The organism is Leptolyngbya sp. CCY15150 (assembly GCF_016888135.1).
Taxonomy (GTDB): Bacteria; Cyanobacteriota; Cyanobacteriia; order RECH01; family RECH01; genus RECH01.
The window spans coordinates 86,504-104,751 of the sequence record NZ_JACSWB010000292.1; the positions used below are offsets into that span (position 1 = coordinate 86,504).

General features: G+C 54.0%; 10 protein-coding genes and 1 tRNA gene. 6 read left to right on the forward strand and 5 right to left on the reverse strand.

The window, feature by feature from the left end; all coding sequences use genetic code 11:
• Positions 1 to 56 precede the first annotated feature (56 nt).
• A complete protein-coding gene (gene bchH / locus JUJ53_RS23410) occupies positions 57 to 3,761 on the reverse strand; it encodes a magnesium chelatase subunit H (RefSeq protein ID WP_204154465.1) in 3,705 nt (1,234 codons plus the stop codon).
• Positions 3,762 to 4,096: 335 nt separating this feature from the next.
• Here bchH and JUJ53_RS23415 point away from each other — a divergent pair, with 335 nt between their 5' ends.
• Both JUJ53_RS23415 and JUJ53_RS23420 read left to right on the forward strand, forming a co-directional pair.
• Entirely contained in the window at positions 4,097 to 8,086 is a 3,990-nt protein-coding gene (locus tag JUJ53_RS23415) for a magnesium chelatase subunit H (RefSeq protein ID WP_204154466.1), read from the forward strand.
• A 132-nt stretch (positions 8,087 to 8,218) separates the two neighbouring features.
• Positions 8,219 to 8,292: transfer RNA gene (locus tag JUJ53_RS23420), tRNA-Pro, on the forward strand.
• A 127-nt stretch (positions 8,293 to 8,419) separates the two neighbouring features.
• Here JUJ53_RS23420 and JUJ53_RS23425 read toward each other — a convergent pair.
• Positions 8,420 to 9,880: a YdiU family protein gene (locus tag JUJ53_RS23425; RefSeq protein WP_204154467.1), complete on the reverse strand. Its 1,461-nt coding sequence runs from the start codon at positions 9,878 to 9,880 to the stop codon at positions 8,420 to 8,422.
• A 196-nt stretch (positions 9,881 to 10,076) separates the two neighbouring features.
• Here JUJ53_RS23425 and JUJ53_RS23430 point away from each other — a divergent pair, with 196 nt between their 5' ends.
• On the forward strand, positions 10,077 to 10,925 hold the full coding sequence (locus tag JUJ53_RS23430; RefSeq protein ID WP_204154468.1) for a potassium channel family protein: 849 nt from the start codon (positions 10,077 to 10,079) through the stop codon (positions 10,923 to 10,925).
• Positions 10,926 to 11,090: 165 nt separating this feature from the next.
• On the opposite strand, the gene JUJ53_RS23435 is transcribed toward JUJ53_RS23430, so the two are convergent.
• A complete protein-coding gene (locus tag JUJ53_RS23435; RefSeq protein WP_204154469.1) occupies positions 11,091 to 12,044 on the reverse strand; it encodes a LysR family transcriptional regulator in 954 nt (317 codons plus the stop codon).
• 184 nt (positions 12,045 to 12,228) lie between these two features.
• On the opposite strand from JUJ53_RS23435, the gene JUJ53_RS23440 reads away from it, so the two are divergent.
• The 3 genes from JUJ53_RS23440 to JUJ53_RS23450 are packed head-to-tail and all read left to right on the forward strand — an operon-like array spanning position 12,229 to position 14,379.
• Complete coding sequence (locus tag JUJ53_RS23440; RefSeq protein ID WP_204154470.1) at positions 12,229 to 13,125, forward strand: SMP-30/gluconolactonase/LRE family protein; 897 nt, start codon at positions 12,229 to 12,231, stop codon at positions 13,123 to 13,125.
• Between the two features lie 4 nt (positions 13,126 to 13,129).
• Entirely contained in the window at positions 13,130 to 13,681 is a 552-nt protein-coding gene (locus JUJ53_RS23445) for an antibiotic biosynthesis monooxygenase (RefSeq protein ID WP_204154471.1), read from the forward strand.
• 47 nt (positions 13,682 to 13,728) lie between these two features.
• Positions 13,729 to 14,379, forward strand: a complete 651-nt coding sequence (locus tag JUJ53_RS23450) for an SDR family NAD(P)-dependent oxidoreductase (protein ID WP_204154472.1) — start codon at positions 13,729 to 13,731, stop codon at positions 14,377 to 14,379.
• A 494-nt stretch (positions 14,380 to 14,873) separates the two neighbouring features.
• Here the strand turns inward: JUJ53_RS23450 and JUJ53_RS23455 are convergent, their stop codons facing one another.
• Together JUJ53_RS23455 and JUJ53_RS23460 are read right to left on the reverse strand one after the other, a co-directional pair.
• A complete protein-coding gene (locus tag JUJ53_RS23455; RefSeq protein ID WP_204154473.1) occupies positions 14,874 to 17,048 on the reverse strand; it encodes a glutamine synthetase III in 2,175 nt (724 codons plus the stop codon).
• A 96-nt stretch (positions 17,049 to 17,144) separates the two neighbouring features.
• Positions 17,145 to 18,107: a hypothetical protein gene (locus JUJ53_RS23460; RefSeq protein WP_204154474.1), complete on the reverse strand. Its 963-nt coding sequence runs from the start codon at positions 18,105 to 18,107 to the stop codon at positions 17,145 to 17,147.
• Between the last annotated feature and the right edge of the window lie 141 nt (positions 18,108 to 18,248).

The following is an 18,248-nucleotide window of genomic DNA, read 5'->3' on the forward strand; positions in this document are numbered from 1 at the left end:
AAAGCTGAAGTGATTGAGATTCAATACGTTGAGCGTCACTCTCAGCTTTTTTGTTGCTACACCGTCACCCCTTCTAGCTCTTCATCGGTTAACTCATAGAGCGATCGCAACTGACTAAGTTTCCGATCATCCGCAGCCCAAAAGCCGCGACCGTGAGCTTCTAGCATTCGTCCTACAATATTGCGAAACGCTTCGGGGTTAGCCCGCCGTAACTTCTCGGCCATCTCTGCATCAAGGGCATAGGTCTCGGCGGCTTGATCATAGACCCAGTGATCTTGGAAATCTGTCGTGCCGCTCCAGCCGATCAGAGCAGTCATGCGCTGGGAAATTTCGTAGGCTCCGCCAGAACCTTGGTCGGACATGGCTTCAGCCCATTTAGGATTAAGGAGCTTGGTGCGATATTCCATGCGCAGGAGAGATTCTAAACTGCGAGGGGTAGTGTCTTTGGAGAAGCTTTCCACGAAGCTAGCAGTGACTTTCTTGCCGCGTTTCTGTTCGGCTGCCTGTTTCAGCGCGCCGGTGTTAGCGTAATATTCCTGAATATCGGTTAAGCCATATTCCACGGAGTCGATCTGTTGCACAATGCCGTCGGTGGACTGGAGTAAGATATCTAAAATTTCGGGGCGCGACTGCCCTTTATCGTGGCGACCATAGCTAAAGGTGTTGCGACCTTTCCAGGTGTCGGCTAGCTCTTTCCCGGTTTCCCAGTTGGAATCCACGACGCGATCGTTGACTAAGGAACCAAAGTCACCAGCGGGATTGGAAAAGAGACGGGCACAGGGATTTTCGACACCTTGAGCTTGGAGGGCGATCGCATGTTTGCGAATAAAGTTACGCTCAATCGGCTCGTCGGCTTGGGCGGCGCGCTGGAATAGATCGTCGAGTAACTCAATCACGTTGACGAAGCTATCGCGGAAGATGCCGGATAAGTTACCCAGGACATCAATGCGGGGATGATCGAGGTCGTCTAGGGAAATCAGGTCGTAGCGGACAATGCGGCCGGTGCCTTCTTTCACCGGTGCAGCTCCCACCAGTTCCAGTAAGATACCGATGGATTCGCCCTTGGTTTTGATCGTATCCAAGCCCCAGAGCATCACCGCAATGGTTTCTGGATAGGTTCCCTGGGCGTCCTGGTGTTGGGCGATCAACTGGCGAGCGATCGCTTTCCCGCGTTCGTAGGCGGCGGGGGAGGGCATCCGGTAGGGATCGAGGGCGTGGATGTTACGGCCGGTGGGTAAGACGCCGGGGCCGTCGCGCAACAGATCGCCGCCGGGGGCGGGGGGAATATATTCGCCGTTGAGGCCGCGCAGTAGGTTGGTGAGTTCGTCAGTGGTTTGGGCCAGGCGGTGGGTGATCTCCTGGGCGATCGCCGCTTGGTCTTGATCATCGTCAGGGCGATCGCCAAAGTAGGCGGATAAATAGCCCTGCACTTGGTCTGGATTTGGTGCTTCCCCGAGGATGTGCAATCCCGAAGAAAAGAGGCGGGCTTCGAGCACTTGCAGATAGTCGTAGAGCTTGACCAGGTAGTGGCGGAAGCGATCGCTGCTGAACATGCGGACGGTTTCAGGACTGAAGGCTAGGCCAAGGCGCTTGGCATCGTCAAAGGGACAGTCGGCTTCTAGACCAGTATCCAGAACTTTTTTACAGATAATCTCGGTGAGTCCGTCGTTTTTCTCGGGATCCTCGCGATACTCGGCGATCAAATCCCGTAGGGTCACCAGTTCTTTATACAAACCAGCTCGACCGTAGGGCGGTACGTTGTGGGAAATCAGCACGCCGTAGCCCCGCCGCTTGGCCAGCATCGACTCGGAGGGATTATTGGCCGCATAGATATAAAGATGGGGCAGATTGCCTAGGAGGACGTCCGACCAGGAATAGCCAGTGTTGCCGAGGGGGGAGCCGGGCAGCCATTCCACCGTGCCGTGCATCCCAAAGTGGAGCACCACATCGGCTTGGAAGTCGTGCTGGAGCCATTGGTAGAAGGCGGCATATTGGGGATGGGGCGTCAGATCTCGCTCAAACATCAGCCGCATGGGATCGCCCTGGAGACCCAGGGGCGGCTGCACGCCAATCCACAGATTACCCAACTGCACGCCGCCCAGCAGGTAGCGGCTATCCTCGGGATGTTCGCCGGTGAGGGTGCGAATGCCGCTCTGGGTGAGGGATTTCCACTGTTTTTCCACCCGGCGGGTGAGCAGGTAGCCCAGCCATTTCTCCAACTGGCGGGGGGCGACGGTGGTGGTTTGGCCATCGGTCAGCCGAGAGCCGGGGGGCATGGCGGAGACAAACAGATCGTCTGCGGCCTTCACTTGGGCAATCAGGGCTTCCCCATCCTCTGGTAGCGGGTCGTTGCCGAGATCGTACCCCTCAGATTCCAAGGCCCGTAGGACGTTCATCAGCGATTGAGGCACATTCAGCAGGGCGGCGGTGCCGGTTGCGCCGTAGCCGGGGGGAAAGCCGTAGAGAATAATCGCCAGCTTGCGATCGCTCTTGGGTTTGCGGCGCAGGGCAATCCATTGGTTCAGCCGACCCGTCAGCCGTTTCACCCGTTCGGGCACTAGGTAAATCTTGTCGCCCACCAAGCCGCCTAGGGGCACCGGATCGATGGCTCCGTCGAGTTCGGGCAGGGCATAGAGCACCACGCTTTGCAGACCGCCGATACCCTGGCGTGTCCAGGAATGAATATCTTGAATCAGCAGCGGCGCGGAGACGACATAGGGCACATTTTTGGCACTGAGGATGCGCTTGGCTACCTCCACCTGCCGCCCGGCTTCCATGGATCCGGCCGGGCCGCCCACCAGGGGAAAGCCAATGGTCGAGGTAATGGCATCCACCGTCACGGCATCCGTGGAGAGGGAGGGAAGGTCTACGGTGCCCTGCTGGCGCTGGGCCTGTTCGTGGGCGGTGGTCATCCAGTCGCGCACCGCTACGTGGCCTTCCACACCGTTAATAAAGATGGGAATGGGAATCAGCCCGGCTTGCTCAAAATGCCGGATCAGTTGGGGAATGTAGGGCTGGCGGGTGATCACATGCTTGCGGTAGAGCAGCAGACCGACGCGGGGAGCGGTGGCAGCTAGGGAAGATTGGCTCAGGTACCAGTCGAGGTAGGAGCGGGGGGATAGAAAATAGCCGTCGTAGTCGGGATGGAGCAGCCCCATGTTGGGGGTTTCCAGCATCGGCGGAATCTCGCCAACGGTTAGCCCTAGGTAGGTTTTGGCCAGGTACCCGGCCATAGCCGCCACGTTGTCGCTGCCGCCCGCATTCCAATAGCCGTAGATGATCAGCCAGTTGCGCAGATCCTGCACCTTGCCCACGGGGATGTATTTCAGAAGCTTGGGGCCAACCTTGAGGAAGCTGATGTAGCCGGCCAGCTTGTCTTCCTCCCGCTGGCTGCCGCCAAACTTGCTAAGGATAAACTGCACCGGCTTGGGCATACCTTTAGGCTTGTCGCCGATGGCAAACTTGCCCAGTTGGGTGAGGCTCATCAGTTCCAAGGCCGACTCAAACACCAGGCGAATGGGAATCTGCTGTACCCGCTCCCGCAGCCAGAGGACTTGATCGTAGTCAAACATCAGGCTGGCGAAAAACACATCAGCACCCTGGAGCGCCTGCTCAACCGCCTGGGGATCCGCTGCCAGATCGCGATCGCTAAACACCTGCATCTGTAGCTCAGGACAGCGATCGCTCACCTCTCGGGCCGCTTGGCGATAGAGATCGGCATTAAATGACTCAAACCCAGCGATTAACACGATGCGTTTCATGGCAGTCCCTAACGGTTCCAGCTACTTTGATCCTAGGCATAATTCCCAGCAATCGCCCAATCTCGCCCAAAAACGTGACCGATCCCCATCGGTGAAATCCAGAGCTGAAAAGACATGGGAGCGATCGCCCTTAACATTGTTGCAATAAATTTACAATTAAATGAGTGCCTACTTCAGGATATGTCAAATATTGTAAATTTTTGTCTCAGTTTTTTTATCAAATTGTTTCAGATCTTAGGAGGGTGCGGTTTCTGACCTGGTTTTTCTGGTACAAACACTCAATAGTAGTGATTTGAGCAAGCCTCAATCTGGCAGCTTTACAGGAGCCTCACTGAATGTTCACTTATGTCAAGCCCGCGATCAGACACATTGAGCCGGAAAATCTTCAGAACCGTTCGCTGCTCAAGGTTGTCTATGTGGTGCTAGAGCCGCAGTACCAAAGCGCCTTATCCGCGGCGGTTCGCTCGATTAACCAGAACAACCCCAATCTCGCCATCGAAATCAGCGGGTATCTGCTAGAAGAACTCCGCAGCCCAGAAAACTACGAAGCTTTTGAGAAGGACGTCGCCAACGCGAATGTCTTCATTGCCTCTTTGATTTTCATCGAAGAGCTTGCGGAAAAGGTGGTGACAGCGGTGGAGCCCCACCGCGATCACCTCGACGTGGCGGTGGTGTTCCCCTCCATGCCGCAAGTGATGCGCCTCAACAAGATGGGTACCTTCTCCATGGCCCAGCTTGGTCAATCCAAGAGCGCCATCGGCGAGTTCATGAAGAAGCGCAAGAAGCAGTCGGGCAGCAGCTTCCAAGACGCCATGCTCAAGTTGCTCAACACCTTGCCCAAGGTGCTGAAGTATCTACCCATGGACAAGGCCCAGGATGCTCGCAACTTCATGCTCAGCTTCCAGTATTGGCTGGGTGGCTCGGCGGAAAACCTGGAAAACTTCCTGCTGATGTTGGCCGACAAGTATGTCTTCAAAGACCAAGTATCCCAAGATGGGGAAGCTCTGCACTACCAAGAGCCGGTCACCTACCCCGACATGGGCATCTGGCATCCCTTGGCTCCGCGCATGTTTGAGGATGTGCAGGACTATTTGACCTGGTATAACAGCCGTCCTGATATTTCCGATGACCTCAAAGATCCCCTCGTGCCCACGGTGGGCATGGTGCTGCAGCGCACCCACTTGGTCACCGGGGATGATGCCCACTATGTGGCCATGGTGCAGGAGCTGGAATGCATGGGCGCACGGGTGATCCCGGTGTTTGCCGGCGGACTCGACTTCTCAAAACCCGTCGATGCCTATTTCTACTACCCCAATTCCCCCGGCAAGACCCTCGTCGATACGGTGATTTCCCTTACCGGTTTTGCCCTGGTTGGCGGCCCCGCTCGGCAGGATCATCCCAAGGCCATCGACGCCCTCAAGCGCCTCAACCGTCCCTACATGGTGGCGCTGCCCTTGGTGTTCCAAACCACCGAAGAATGGCAGGATAGCGACCTGGGTCTCCACCCGATTCAGGTGGCGCTACAAATTGCTATTCCCGAACTGGATGGAGCCATTGAACCGATCATCCTCTCCGGTCGCGATGGGGCCACGGGGAAAGCGATCGCTCTCCAAGATCGGGTTGAAGCCATCACCCAACGGGCCATGAAATGGGCCACCCTCCGCCGTAAGCCCAAGGTGGATAAGAAGGTGGCGATTACCATCTTCAGCTTCCCGCCCGATAAAGGCAACGTGGGTACTGCCGCCTACCTCGACGTGTTTGGCTCCATCTACGAAGTGGTGAAGGCGCTGAAGGGCAACGGCTACGACATTCAAGACCTGCCCGATTCGCCCCAAGCGCTGATGGAAGCGGTGATCCATGATGCCCAGGCCCAATACGCCAGCCCCGAGCTGAATGTGGCCTACCGCATGTCGGTGCCAGAGTATGAGGAGCTAACGCCTTACCATAAGCGCTTGGAAGATAGCTGGGGCCCTGCGCCAGGACATCTCAACTCCGATGGTCAGAATCTGCTGATCTACGGTAAGTCCTTCGGCAACGTGTTCATCGGGGTTCAGCCCACCTTCGGCTACGAAGGCGACCCGATGCGGCTGCTGTTCTCCCGTTCCGCCAGCCCCCACCATGGCTTCGCCGCCTACTACACCTTCCTCGAACGCATCTGGCAGGCGGACGCGGTGCTGCACTTTGGCACCCACGGCTCCCTAGAGTTCATGCCGGGTAAGCAAATGGGCATGTCGGGCGAATGCTACCCCGATAGCCTGATTGGCACTATTCCCAACCTCTACTACTACGCGGCGAATAACCCTTCAGAAGCGACGATCGCCAAGCGCCGTAGCTATGCCGAGACCATCAGCTACCTGACGCCCCCAGCCGAAAATGCTGGGCTGTACAAAGGTCTGAAGGAACTCAGCGAACTGATTGCCTCCTACCAAACCCAGAAGGAAAGCGGCCGGGCGATTCAAATCGTCAATGCCATTGTGGATAAATGTCGCTTGGTGAATCTGGATAAGGACATCGATCTACCGGAGGTCGAGGCCGATCAGCTTTCCATGGAAGAGCGGGACAATCTCATCGGCAAGGTCTATATCCGCCTGATGGAAATTGAGTCGCGGCTGTTGCCCTGCGGTCTGCATATCATCGGTCAACCACCGACGGCAGAGGAAGCGATCGCCACCCTGGTGAATATCGCCAGCCTCGATCGCGCCGAAGATGATCTGCTGGGTCTACCGCGCATCATCGCCACCAGCATTGGCCGTAACTTGGATGATATCTACAAGAACAGCGATCGCGGCGTTCTAGAAGACGTGCAGTTGCTCTACGACATCACCCAAGCCACCCGCGTCACCGTGGCTGCCTTAGTTCAGGCCCAAACCGATGCAGAGGGTCGGGTGTCCTTGGTCTCCAAGCTCAACTTCTTCAACATGGGCAAGAAGGAGCCATGGCTGCAGGCGCTGACCGATGCAGGCTACCCCAATGTGGATGTGGACGCCCTCAAGAAGCTGATGGAATATCTGGAATTCTGTCTGCAGCAGGTCTGCGCGGATAACGAGCTGGGCGCTCTGCTGAAGGCGCTGGAGGGTGAATACGTCATCCCTGGCCCCGGCGGCGACCCAATTCGCAACCCCGATGTCCTGCCCACCGGCAAAAATATCCACGCTCTCGATCCTCAGTCCATTCCCACCACCGCTGCGGTGCAGTCCGCCACCATCGTGGTCGATCGCTTGCTCGATCGCCAACGGGCCGAAAATGGTGGAGCCTATCCCGAAACCGTGTCCTTCGTCCTCTGGGGCACCGACAACATCAAAACCTACGGTGAATCCTTGGCCCAGGTGATGATGCTGGTGGGTGTGCGGCCGGTGCCAGATTCCCTCGGTCGGGTGAACAAGCTGGAACTCATTCCCCTAGAGGAACTGAAACGTCCTCGTATTGACGTGGTGGTCAACTGTTCTGGGGTCTTCCGCGACCTGTTTATCAACCAAATGAACCTGTTGGATCGGGCTATCAAGATGGCCGCCGAATCCGATGAGCCCATTGAGATGAACTTTGTGCGCAAGCACGCCCTGCAGCAGGCAGAAGAGATGGGCATCCATCTGCGCCAAGCCGCTACCCGCGTATTTTCCAACGCCTCCGGTTCCTACGCCGCCAACGTCAACCTGGCCGTGGAAAACAGCACCTGGGAAAACGAGTCGGAACTGCAGGATATGTACCTGCGCCGCAAGGGCTTTGCCTTCAACTCCGACAACCCTGGCATGATGGACGAGTCACGGGAGATCTTCGAAGCCTCCCTGAAGACCGTGGATGTCACCTTCCAAAACCTGGATTCGTCAGAAATTTCCCTGACGGATGTGTCCCACTACTTCGACTCCGACCCCACCAAGGTGGTCGCCAATCTGCGCAAGGACGGCAAGACCCCGTCGTCCTTCATCGCCGATACCACCACAGCCAATGCTCAGGTACGCAGCCTGTCAGAAACCGTGCGCCTCGATGCCCGCACCAAAATGCTCAATCCCAAGTGGTACGAAGGGATGCTCTCCCACGGCTACGAAGGCGTGCGGGAACTATCGAAGCGATTGGTGAACACGGTCGGCTGGTCGGCAACGGCGGGCGCTGTAGACAACTGGGTCTACGAAGATGTGAACACCACCTTCATGGAAGACGAGGAGATGCAAAAGCGGTTGATGAACCTCAACCCCCACTCCTTCCGCAAGATGGTGACCACGCTGCTGGAGGTCAACGGTCGTGGCTACTGGGAAACCAGCGAAGAAAACCTCGATCGCCTACGCCAGCTCTACCAAGAAGTGGAAGACCGCATCGAAGGCGTTGAGTAGTCTATGACAAGGAGGGTAGGGTCTGCCTACGGGTTGCCCCTACCCCAGCTTTGGCAGAAAATTTGACGCTGAAGGCGTCACCTGAATTACAATGTATGCTATTCTAGTTAAGCATTGTAATTCATTGCAATTCGGGGCGTAGCGCAGCTTGGTAGCGCACCACTTTGGGGTAGTGGGGGTCGTGGGTTCAAATCCCGCCGCTCCGATTTTAAGAAATCTCGCATCACTGCGGGATTTTTGATTTTTAAATCCTGCTAGGTAGGTGAACTCGGCATTGCAGAATAACAGTATGATTCCGCAACGCCGTCCCCAACCACCGTTCAAGCATCCCCCCTACAGCACCGGAGCTGATATCTTCACCGATGCCCAGATACGCTTGAGCAACTGTTCAAAAGGTTGCCAGTCATCATCCACAGTAATCGGCTCCCACACCGCTTCAATCTGCGATCGCAGCAGGATGGTATCGGGATTCCAGCGATTGAGCCTTGCCGCCACCGCCTCATGCTCTGCCGCAGCGATCGCCCTATGGTAGAGCGATCGCCATTCTTGGAGATGGGCTGGGTGAAATTGGGACTCATCCAGTTCACAGCCAGGCTGGGCGATCGCCCCATTCAACATCAAGGATGCATCCTGCCACCACAGGGGCGACACCTGCTGCCGCAGCATCAGGAAAAAGGCATGGTAGCTGATGTCGCTGTCCACCAAAAGCTGGAGCGTCGTTTGCAGCAAAGGAATACCGAGGTCATCCGGCACATGCGCCAAGCCCAGTTTTTGCAGCATCAACCGCCGATACTCTGTGGTGAAGCGATCGCCAAATCCAGCTAAGGCATCCTTCATGACATCCGCCGACAGTACAGCCTTCAACGGCACCTGAAGCCGCTCTAGATTCCATACACAGGCCGCCGGTTGATTAGCGTAGCAGTAGCGACCGCTGTAGTCAAAATAGGCGGCCGTGAAGCGAGGATCGTAGCGATCCAGGAAGGCATAGGGGCCGTAGTCAAAGCTTTCGCCGGTGATCGACATGTTGTCGGTGTTTAACACCGCATGGCAAAAACCCGTCATCATCCACTGGGCCGTCAAGTCCGCTGTCCGCTGCACCAGCTCTTGGTAAAACAACTCGTAGCGATCGCTCTCCTCCCAGAGATGGGGATAGTAGGTGACAATCACATGGTTGAGCAACCGCTGAATTAAGTCTGGACGCTGAATATAGTGCAGACGCTCAAAGGTGCCAAAGCGAATATGGGAACGGCTGAAGCGCACCATCACCGAGGCACGGGTGGGGGACGGTTCGTCACCCCGCCATAGGGAATCGCCGGTTTCCACCAAACTTAGGCAGCGAGAGGTGTTGACCCCCAGCACATGCAGCATTTCCGCCGCCAACACCTCCCGCACGCCGCCCTTCAGGGTGAGGCGGCCATCACCGCCTCGGGAGTAGGGCGTTGTCCCCGATCCCTTGGTACCCAGGTCGTAGAGATCGCCATCCGTACCCCGCACCTGACCGTATAAGAAGCCGCGACCATCCCCCAAAAAGGGATTATATTCCCCAAACTGATAGCCATGGTAGCGCAGGGCCAGCAGCGGTTCCCGTCCCTTAAAGGCTGCAAAGGCTTCGATAAAATCGCCATCGGTCACCGACTCAGGCGATAGCCCTAACCGGGGTAACAGGGCATCGTTACGAAAGCGCAGGATCTGCTGAGGAAAATCTGCAGCGGCGACCACATCATAGTAATCATCACCGATCGCTTCTAGGGCTGGCTCGTAGTCTAGATTGAGAAATGGGTTAGCAGAAACCATGGCGAGTCCAAAACAACGGGCGGGGTATGGGTGTGCCGTACCCAGGCTATCCTCTCATGGACTTGCGCCCCAGATGGATAGAAATCTTACCCATGAAGCAATTGATAGAGCCCATGGTCAGCGATCGCCCCCAAATTCTCTGCTGCCGATGCTTTCATGGCACCATACGAACAGTACAAGAGACGATTGGTCGCCTATGAATCCGCCGCCTTCTGCTCAGCCTGACCAGCCTGCCCCACTCACCCAAGTCTCCGAGACCATCCGCGAGTTGCTGCGAGAACCCGCCCTCAGTGACGCGATCGCTCAGGTGATCATCCAGCATTTGCAAGCCACGGGAGCGATCGCCGCCGACGAGCCCATGATCCACACCCAAGTCACCTCCCGCTATGGTGGTCTCACGGCCCTACGTCAGGTCATGGGAGCGATCGCCCTGGTACTGTTGATTCTCTGTGGACGCAATACCCTGCAAGCCATTCAGATGGATTCCCCCAGTCATGCCCTAGGTCTATGGCTCTCCGGGATCTCCATTAGCAGTGGTCTAGGATTGGTTATCTTACTCATTCTGGAAGTGTTTCTAGGCGCAGGGAAAGAGCAGGAAGTCGAGCGACTCCAGGGAACCATGCGGGTGCGAGACTATACCTTCACCCCCGCCATCAATCGCCTGCCTGTGGTTCTAGCGCTCTTATCCATCGGCTTTTCTGCAATTATCCTTGGCTTCTCCAGCCTGTATAGCGAACTGGTACGCCAAGATCCCAGCCATTTTTCTGGACTCGATCCAGGTTTGGTCGCCATCTATTTTGCCTTTGTCACCTTTTCCACCGTTGGCTTCGGTGACATCCATGCCGTCTCTCTGATCGCCCGAGCTGCTGTGACCAGCGAAATAGCGATCGCCATGTTTTTTAGCTTGGTTGTACTGTCCACAACCCTATCCTGGATCACCGCCTACGAACGGCAGCAGCATGAAGAATTTATCAAGCAGCGCGTTCAGGGGCTCCAGGCTCCACCATCTGTGCCATCCAATACCTCAGCGTCATCTAGGCAATAAGTCGCAAGGCTGTCACCAGAGTCGGGAGTGTTGCTGAATCACAGATGAACCTCAAGCTAGAAGCGCTATCCCCTACAAACGTCTGCGGAGTCGTACTGCTATGGCATCCACCCTGGCGACTGTCCTAGAGCCAGCGGGTGTTGACTAGTGGGCATTCAAAGTTATTTACGTCTGGAGAGTTTGACGATAATCTGAAGCAGTTAGAATTTTCTGGCAAGCTTGCTGAATCATCTGTCTCAGCCAAAGATTAGCAGAGTCGCGATCGCTTAGCCTACTCCACACCATAGACACCGACCAAGTGGATAGATCGAGAGGAATTTCAAAGGATTGCAGGGGATAGTGCTTAGTCAGGTGCATCTCCAAACAAGCGGGAATTGCCGCCAGTAGATCCGACGAAGCGATCGCATTGGGTAGCGCAAACCAATAGGGAACAGTGAGGGAAATGCGGCGTTGTAATCCCTGTTGGGCTAGCGCCTGGTCGATAGCACCAACAGCATCTCGCCGTAGCGTAAACAGGGCATGGGGAAACGCAGCAAACTTTTCCAGGCTGATGGCACCCTGTTCAAACGCCGGATGTCCCACGCGACCGATACCGACAAATCGCTCTGGGAGTAGGTTTTCCTGCATAATATAGGGCGGCAGATCCGTAAAGGTTCCCAGAGCTACATCAACTAGGCCGTCTTCTAACACATCTGTAATAGAGGATTTGTCTACCGGCAGCAGACGTAGATCGACTTGAGGAGCCCGATCGCTCAAGATCATCAGCAGTTCGGGCAATACTAAGCTAGCAAAATAATCGGATGTGGCGATGGTGAATATTTGCTGGGATTGGGCAGGGTCAAAGATTTTTAGGTCTGCCAGAGTGGCTCGAATAGTATCCAGAGCAGCAGCAACCTGGGGAGCGATCGCCACAGCTTTTACGGTTGGCTTCATCTCTCGCCTCACCCGCACAAATAGATCATCGGCAAAGAGCGATCGCAATCGCCCCAAGGCCGCACTCATCGCCGGCTGCCCCACATGGATGCGTTGGGCAGCTCCCGTAACGCTGCGTTCGATGTAGAGTGCTTCGAAGGCCACGAGGAGGTTGAGATCGATCCCACTCAAGTCAATTGATTTCATTGATAGATGTAATTTTCACAATCAATTTGATTTATCTTGATTGTGCCACTATCTTAGTTTGTAGGCAAGAACTTTGGCGTTGCTGGTTAGTAAGATGACTCCACAACGTGAGGACGTGTTGAGCGAAAACGCGCAGGTAATTACAGAGCTAAACATCGATGGCCATTTATTCTAAAGTACTCTTATGACCTTGCCCCCTATCTATACCAATACACCTACCAACCTGCTTCCAGCAGAATCTGTGGCTACCTTCCCGGTCAATACGTTTCTAGAAAACTTGGCGATCGCTCCTTCCGGCGACATCTATATCACCAATCACGAAATCGGTGAGATCGTTAAACTTGCCCCAGACGGTAGCCTGACTGTATATGCCCAACTTAGCGGTAAAGTCAGCGGCATTGCCTTGATTTCTCCAAATCAATTATTAGTCAACGGTTGGAATAGAGAAGGAGTCCCTTTTGTAGCCATAGTGTCAAACGGTGAGGTAGAGGTTCTGCTAACCTTACCCAATGCTATCTTCCTCAATGGCATCACGCCATTAACGGCTAACTGCTATCTCATGGCTGATTCCTATCGGGGAGCGATCTGGTCATTCGATACTACGACAAAAACCGTCAACCTATGGCTGGAGCATCCTCTCCTAGCTCGGAGTGATGAAACGAGCGTATTTCCGGCAGCTAATGGGTTAAAGCGATTTGGCCAGACCCTTTACGTATCCAACACTCAGCAAATGTTGCTCTTACAGATTCCTCTAGATGAAGCGCTCAATCCCCAAGAGCCAGAGGTTTTTATTCAAGGCACGAACCTTGATGATTTTGCCTTTGACGATCACGGCAATCTCTATGGAGCGACCCATGTTTACAACAGCGTGATTCGCATTGAGCCCAATGGCCACACCACCATCGTGGCCCAGGCTGAACAGGGAGTAACAGGCTGCACCGCCGTGGCCTTCTACGGCACCGACTTGTATGTCGTCAACAACGGCGGCATGTTCTTACCTCCAGCGACGGGGGTAGAGCCTGCCCAGGTGGTGCGCTTAGCGGCTAGGGTCAGCGGTGCGCCACTGTTGCTTGAGGATTAGAGTCATGCAGCCCGATCCTCCGGTCACAGTGGATGTGGTGCAGCGGGCTAGACCTGGCAAAGCCAGGGAGTTTGAAGCCTTGCTAGAGCAAATTCTCAACACCGCCAGCACCTTCGAGGGCTATTTGGGCGCATCAGTGTTTCGTCCTAGCGAACCAGGAGATGGAGAATACCGTATTGTCTTCAAGTTTGATCGGCTAGACCATCTGAAGCAGTGGGAACATTCGACCCTTCGTCAACAGTTTCTGAATCAGGCTAAGGAACTAACAGTTGATACCGGTCACTTCTCCATTATAACCGGGTTAGAAACTTGGTTTACCCTGTCTGCAAAGCCAGGAATGCAGCCACCTCCCCGCTACAAAATGGCACTGGTCTCTGGCATGGCAATTTTTGGCATTAACCAGCTTTTGAGACTGTTGCCACTCATCTGGCTAGCACCCTTGCCAGATCTACTGGAACGACTGATTTTGGTGTTTATCACCACTACCTTAATGACCTATGGGGTAATGCCAAGGCTCACCAAACTATTGGCGAGATGGCTGTATCCCAGACGTTGATCACGCAAGTCATATCTCAATAAATTACTCAACAAGGAGAGACTACAATGGCTAACTATTGCATCATTGTCGGCATGGGCGAAGGTAATGGCATGGCGATCGCTCGCCGGTTTGCCAAGGAGGGGTTCACCCTTGTCATGATGGCTCGCAATGAACAAAAGCTCCAGAGCTACCAATCGACGCTACAAGCGGAAGGTATCACCTCCCACTATTTCTTGGCGGATGCTGGGGATGAAGCGGAGTTAAACACCGCGTTGACTGCAATTCAAGACCAGTTGGGAGTTCCTGCAGTACTTATTTATAATGCCGCTGTTCCGCGAATGGAAAATATGTTGCAGACCAGCTATGAAACGCTGGTGAATGATTTTCGGGCCAATGTGGCCGGGGCAATGACCTGCATTCAAGCCGTTCTCCCAGCAATGCAGAGTCAGCAGCAAGGCACTATTCTGTTCACAGGAGGTGGATTTGCCCTGTATCCCCAGCCCGACTTTGTGTCGCTGTCTATCGGCAAAGCTGGACTTCGCGTCTTGGCTAATACCCTCCATGCGGCCCTCAAAGATTCCCCCATCAAAGTAGGTACCGTCACCATCTGTGGCACCGTCAATGGGGATGACCCCAAATACAGTAGCGATCGCATTGCCGAGGAATATTGGCAACTCCATGTATCTGACAACTTAGACTATGAAACCGTTTACTAACCATTGAAGGTCGCCCAAAGATAATGCTATTCATCTAGCCAGAAAGCTACAGGATACATTTCTTATCCTAGCTCTCTTTCTAAACTTGGGACAGCAACTAATCTGAGCCCTTCCTCCTGCGGGCTACTGCATGCACAGGTTCAAAGTTTGTGACCACAAGTTCTGGAACCTTTGCCTAGTAGGGTGTTGTTAGGCGCGGACGTAACGCACATTCTATGAAACTTGGATGCGTTACGCCAATCGCTTCAGCGGCGGTACGGTGCGGACTATAGGCATCCTACTAGAGCAGAAGGCTTGGCTGAATTGCAATATGATTTTCGCCAACGAACTTTGAGCACGATGCTCAAAGTTCGTTGATCGTGCATGAGGTGTGAGCGTCTCGCTCATATTCTGATGTCATATCTTCATTCATCAACATCACATAAAAAAGTCTGAGGCTAGGCGAACCCAACCTCAGACAGCAATGGAAACTAAGGTATTGATTGAGTAGAGTACTACTTGACGAAGAGCATCTCCTGATAGGTTGGCAAGGGCCAGAAGCTATCAGCAATTTCTCCTTCTAGGGCATCTGCGTAGCCACGAACATCATCCATCAATGGACGAAGGGTTTTGGCACAGTACTGCATCTTCTCTTCGGTGCTAGCAAAGTCATGCTTACCTAGAGCATCACTCAACTGCCCCACAGCAGCAATCATCGAGTTGGTCAAGGTTGCAATCGTCTGAACGCTGCCCTTGTCTAGCTCAATCCCCAGACTAATTAGGTCAGTCATGGTAGATGACAGAGAAGACAGGTAGTTAATTGCCGCTGGATAAATCAATGTTTTGGCCATGCTGATCACCAGCTTGGCTTCCACTTCGATCGACAGAATATACTGCTCTGCATAAACTTCGAAGCGACTTTCCAGTTCAACGGGCGTCAACACTCCTGTCTTTTCAAACAGATCTTCAATGTACTCTTCTTTCAGAACTGGCAAAGCGTCAGCCGTGGTGCGTAGGTTCGATAAGCCACGCTCCTCAACCGCCATTTTGTGCCATTCATCAGAGTAGCCGTTTCCTCCAAAGACTACCGCACCGTGCTCTTCCATGACCTCCTTGAGCACTGTGATGATCGCCGTGCTGCATTCCACGCCCTTGGATAATTCACTCTCTAAGCGATTACCGATCCAATCCAGGGAGTCAGCCAGCATAGTATTCAGGACAATCAACGGCCCCGATACCGATTGACTCGAACCCACGGCGCGAAACTCGAAGCGGTTGCCCGTGAAGGCAAAGGGAGAGGTTCGGTTGCGATCGCCCGCATCCTTAGTCAGATAAGGCAAGACATCTACACCCAAGTCCATGACGCCTTTCTGCCGCGACTCGGTCACCGTTCCGGTTTTAATTTGCTCGAAGACTTCTTCTAGCTGCGTGCCGAGATACACAGACATGATCGCTGGAGGCGCTTCATTGGCACCCAAGCGGTGATCATTACTGGCCGTGGCAATCACAGCCCGCATCAAAGAGCCGTACTTGTGAACCCCACGAATCACCGCACCACAGAAGACCAAAAACTGGGCATTATCATGGGGCGAATCACCGGGATCTAGTAAATTCCCCTGGGTAGCATTCCCTACTGACCAGTTGACATGCTTCCCGGATCCGTTGATGCCCGCAAAGGGTTTTTCATGGAGTAGGCAGGTAAATCCATGCTTCTTAGCGGTATGACGCAGGACGGTCATTAGGAGCTGCTGGTGGTCGCTGGCAACGTTAGCGGCTTCAAAGAAAGGAGCAATTTCAAACTGCCCAGGAGCCACTTCATTATGTCGCGTCTTGGCTGGAATCCCCAGTTTATAAAGCGTTGACTCCACATCCTGCATGAAGACCTGTACCCGTTCGGGAATGGCTCCAAAGTAGTGGTCATCAAACTCTTGCCCCTTCGCTGGCGCTTTGCCAAATAGGGTACGTCCAGCTAACAGCAAATCTGGCCGCTGGCTGGCAAAGTTAGTATCCACCAAGAAATACTCTTGCTCGGCACCACAGCTAGAGTTCACTGGCGCAACGTTTGTATTTCCCAGGATTTTCAATACCTTATTTGCAGCTTTATCCATCGCCGTGATGGAGCGCAGGAGAGGAACTTTTTTATCTAATGCTTCACCTGTCCAGGATACAAACACCGTGGGAATACACAGGGTTGATCCATTGTCCGTCTCCATGATGTAGGCGGGGCTCGTCACGTCCCAGCCGGTGTAGCCCCGAGCTTCGAAGGTATCGCGAATGCCGCCGTTCGGGAATGACGAGCCATCCGGCTCCCCTTGCACCAGCACCTTGCCCGAAAATTCTGAGATGACATTACCATCCCCCTGCACCGAGATGAAGCCATCATGCTTCTCGGCCGTGAGGTTGGTCATGGGGTAGAACACGTGGGCGTAGTAGAGCGCCCCCTTAGACATGGCCCAGTCTCGCATTGCCGTTGCAACGGTATCAGCAATGGAAGGATCGAGCCGCTCTCCCGTCAAGATGGTGTTTTTAATCGACTTGAAGACAGGCTTAGGGAGACTCGCCTGCATTTTGCTGAGGTTGAAGACATTCTCTGCCCAGATCTCTTCGAGACGCTCCGGGGGCTTGGGCGGCATCAGCTCTCGATTAATAATCTGATGGACGGCTTGAACACGGGCAGCATTTCCACTCATACAGGTTCCTTAGGATCGAACTTCTTGATAGTACTCAAAGCCGATCGTTGAAATAGACAGCAGAGATACCAAACTTCAACTATTCGGTCTTGGATCTTACGTTCTACACGAGCAAGAGTGCTGACAGGTTGGACAATCTAGGTGAATCTGGCGGCGTTCGGTGGGTAGCCTAAGCTTTTGGCAACACACTGGGCAGTCAAAGGTCACCTTCATCTCTCCATCCACCCATTCAAATCGATAGTCGGCAAACTGCGATCGCTTCCCCGTCTGAGGCGATCGCTTCGTCCACCACCGCCGCCCAAGATAGAGCCACCGCCACCATATCAGGCTACGAGCGAAAGGCGGTCTCGCTCCTTCCCTGCGGGCTATACGCAAGCCTTGACGATAAAGCTCCCGCGCCTGGAGCGTCAGGAGGCGATCAATACGTTCATTGAACAGCAGCGATCGCTTAGCCAACACATAGGCAAATTCCTCCGGCGTTAGGTAGCCTACCTTCGATGCCGAAAAATGGCGTATGGTTCTAGGGCCAACATAGCCAAAGTCAAGAGAGTCCTGTACTGAGATCCGGAATGCATTCAAGCAGGGCCATCCTACCCCTAGATATGTTGCAGCGGTATCGGTAAGAATTTCGTTCTCCAGAACATTTGGAAACGCTATCTTTAGGCGATATAAAAAGATATGAACAATTTCATGGGCAAGCAGGGCTGGAATATCTTGGCTATCGAAACGATAACGCTCATGCAAGCGCACCAGATAATCATCTGCAGAAGACAGTTCTACTTGGGCAGGGCAGGGCAAGCTAGAACTAAAATTCACCAAGATTCTACCTATCGGCAAGCCTAGATAATGCGCGATGCGTCCGGCTAGCTGCTGCACCTCAATCACAATATCTGCTGATGGATGAATGAAGATATCTGCGGGTGGAAGACTAGCTGCATACATCGACAGCTTTTGCTGAGGCAAGCGTTGATGCAGCAGCTTAATTGATGTCTTGACGCTGCTCAGGTGCGGGTATCCTCGCACAATTTTTGCCGTTGAATGATCGGTTGGTTGTTTCATGCCACAACAGGAGCCCAGATGATGATGGGTGGATCAACAGACAGGAAAACGGCATAAAGGAAGTCATTCTAGGGCGTGTTTTACAACTCACCTAAACCCTGATTCTCTCGTACGAAAGATCAAGGGGTTTAGCAGGTTTTA

What these genes read in the sequence shown, in the direction of transcription:
- JUJ53_RS23455 (WP_204154473.1), bottom strand. Translation starts at nt 17,048, where the DNA reads ATGAGTGGAAATGCTGCCCGTGTTCAAGCCGTCCATCAGATTATTAAT.
- JUJ53_RS23425 (WP_204154467.1), bottom strand. Translation starts at nt 9,880, where the DNA reads ATGGTTTCTGCTAACCCATTTCTCAATCTAGACTACGAGCCAGCCCTA.
- JUJ53_RS23415 (WP_204154466.1), top strand. Translation starts at nt 4,097, where the DNA reads ATGTTCACTTATGTCAAGCCCGCGATCAGACACATTGAGCCGGAAAAT.
- JUJ53_RS23445 (WP_204154471.1), top strand. Translation starts at nt 13,130, where the DNA reads ATGCAGCCCGATCCTCCGGTCACAGTGGATGTGGTGCAGCGGGCTAGA.
- JUJ53_RS23435 (WP_204154469.1), bottom strand. Translation starts at nt 12,044, where the DNA reads ATGAAATCAATTGACTTGAGTGGGATCGATCTCAACCTCCTCGTGGCC.
- JUJ53_RS23440 (WP_204154470.1), top strand. Translation starts at nt 12,229, where the DNA reads ATGACCTTGCCCCCTATCTATACCAATACACCTACCAACCTGCTTCCA.
- JUJ53_RS23460 (WP_204154474.1), bottom strand. Translation starts at nt 18,107, where the DNA reads ATGAAACAACCAACCGATCATTCAACGGCAAAAATTGTGCGAGGATAC.
- JUJ53_RS23430 (WP_204154468.1), top strand. Translation starts at nt 10,077, where the DNA reads ATGAATCCGCCGCCTTCTGCTCAGCCTGACCAGCCTGCCCCACTCACC.
- JUJ53_RS23450 (WP_204154472.1), top strand. Translation starts at nt 13,729, where the DNA reads ATGGCTAACTATTGCATCATTGTCGGCATGGGCGAAGGTAATGGCATG.
- bchH (WP_204154465.1), bottom strand. Translation starts at nt 3,761, where the DNA reads ATGAAACGCATCGTGTTAATCGCTGGGTTTGAGTCATTTAATGCCGAT.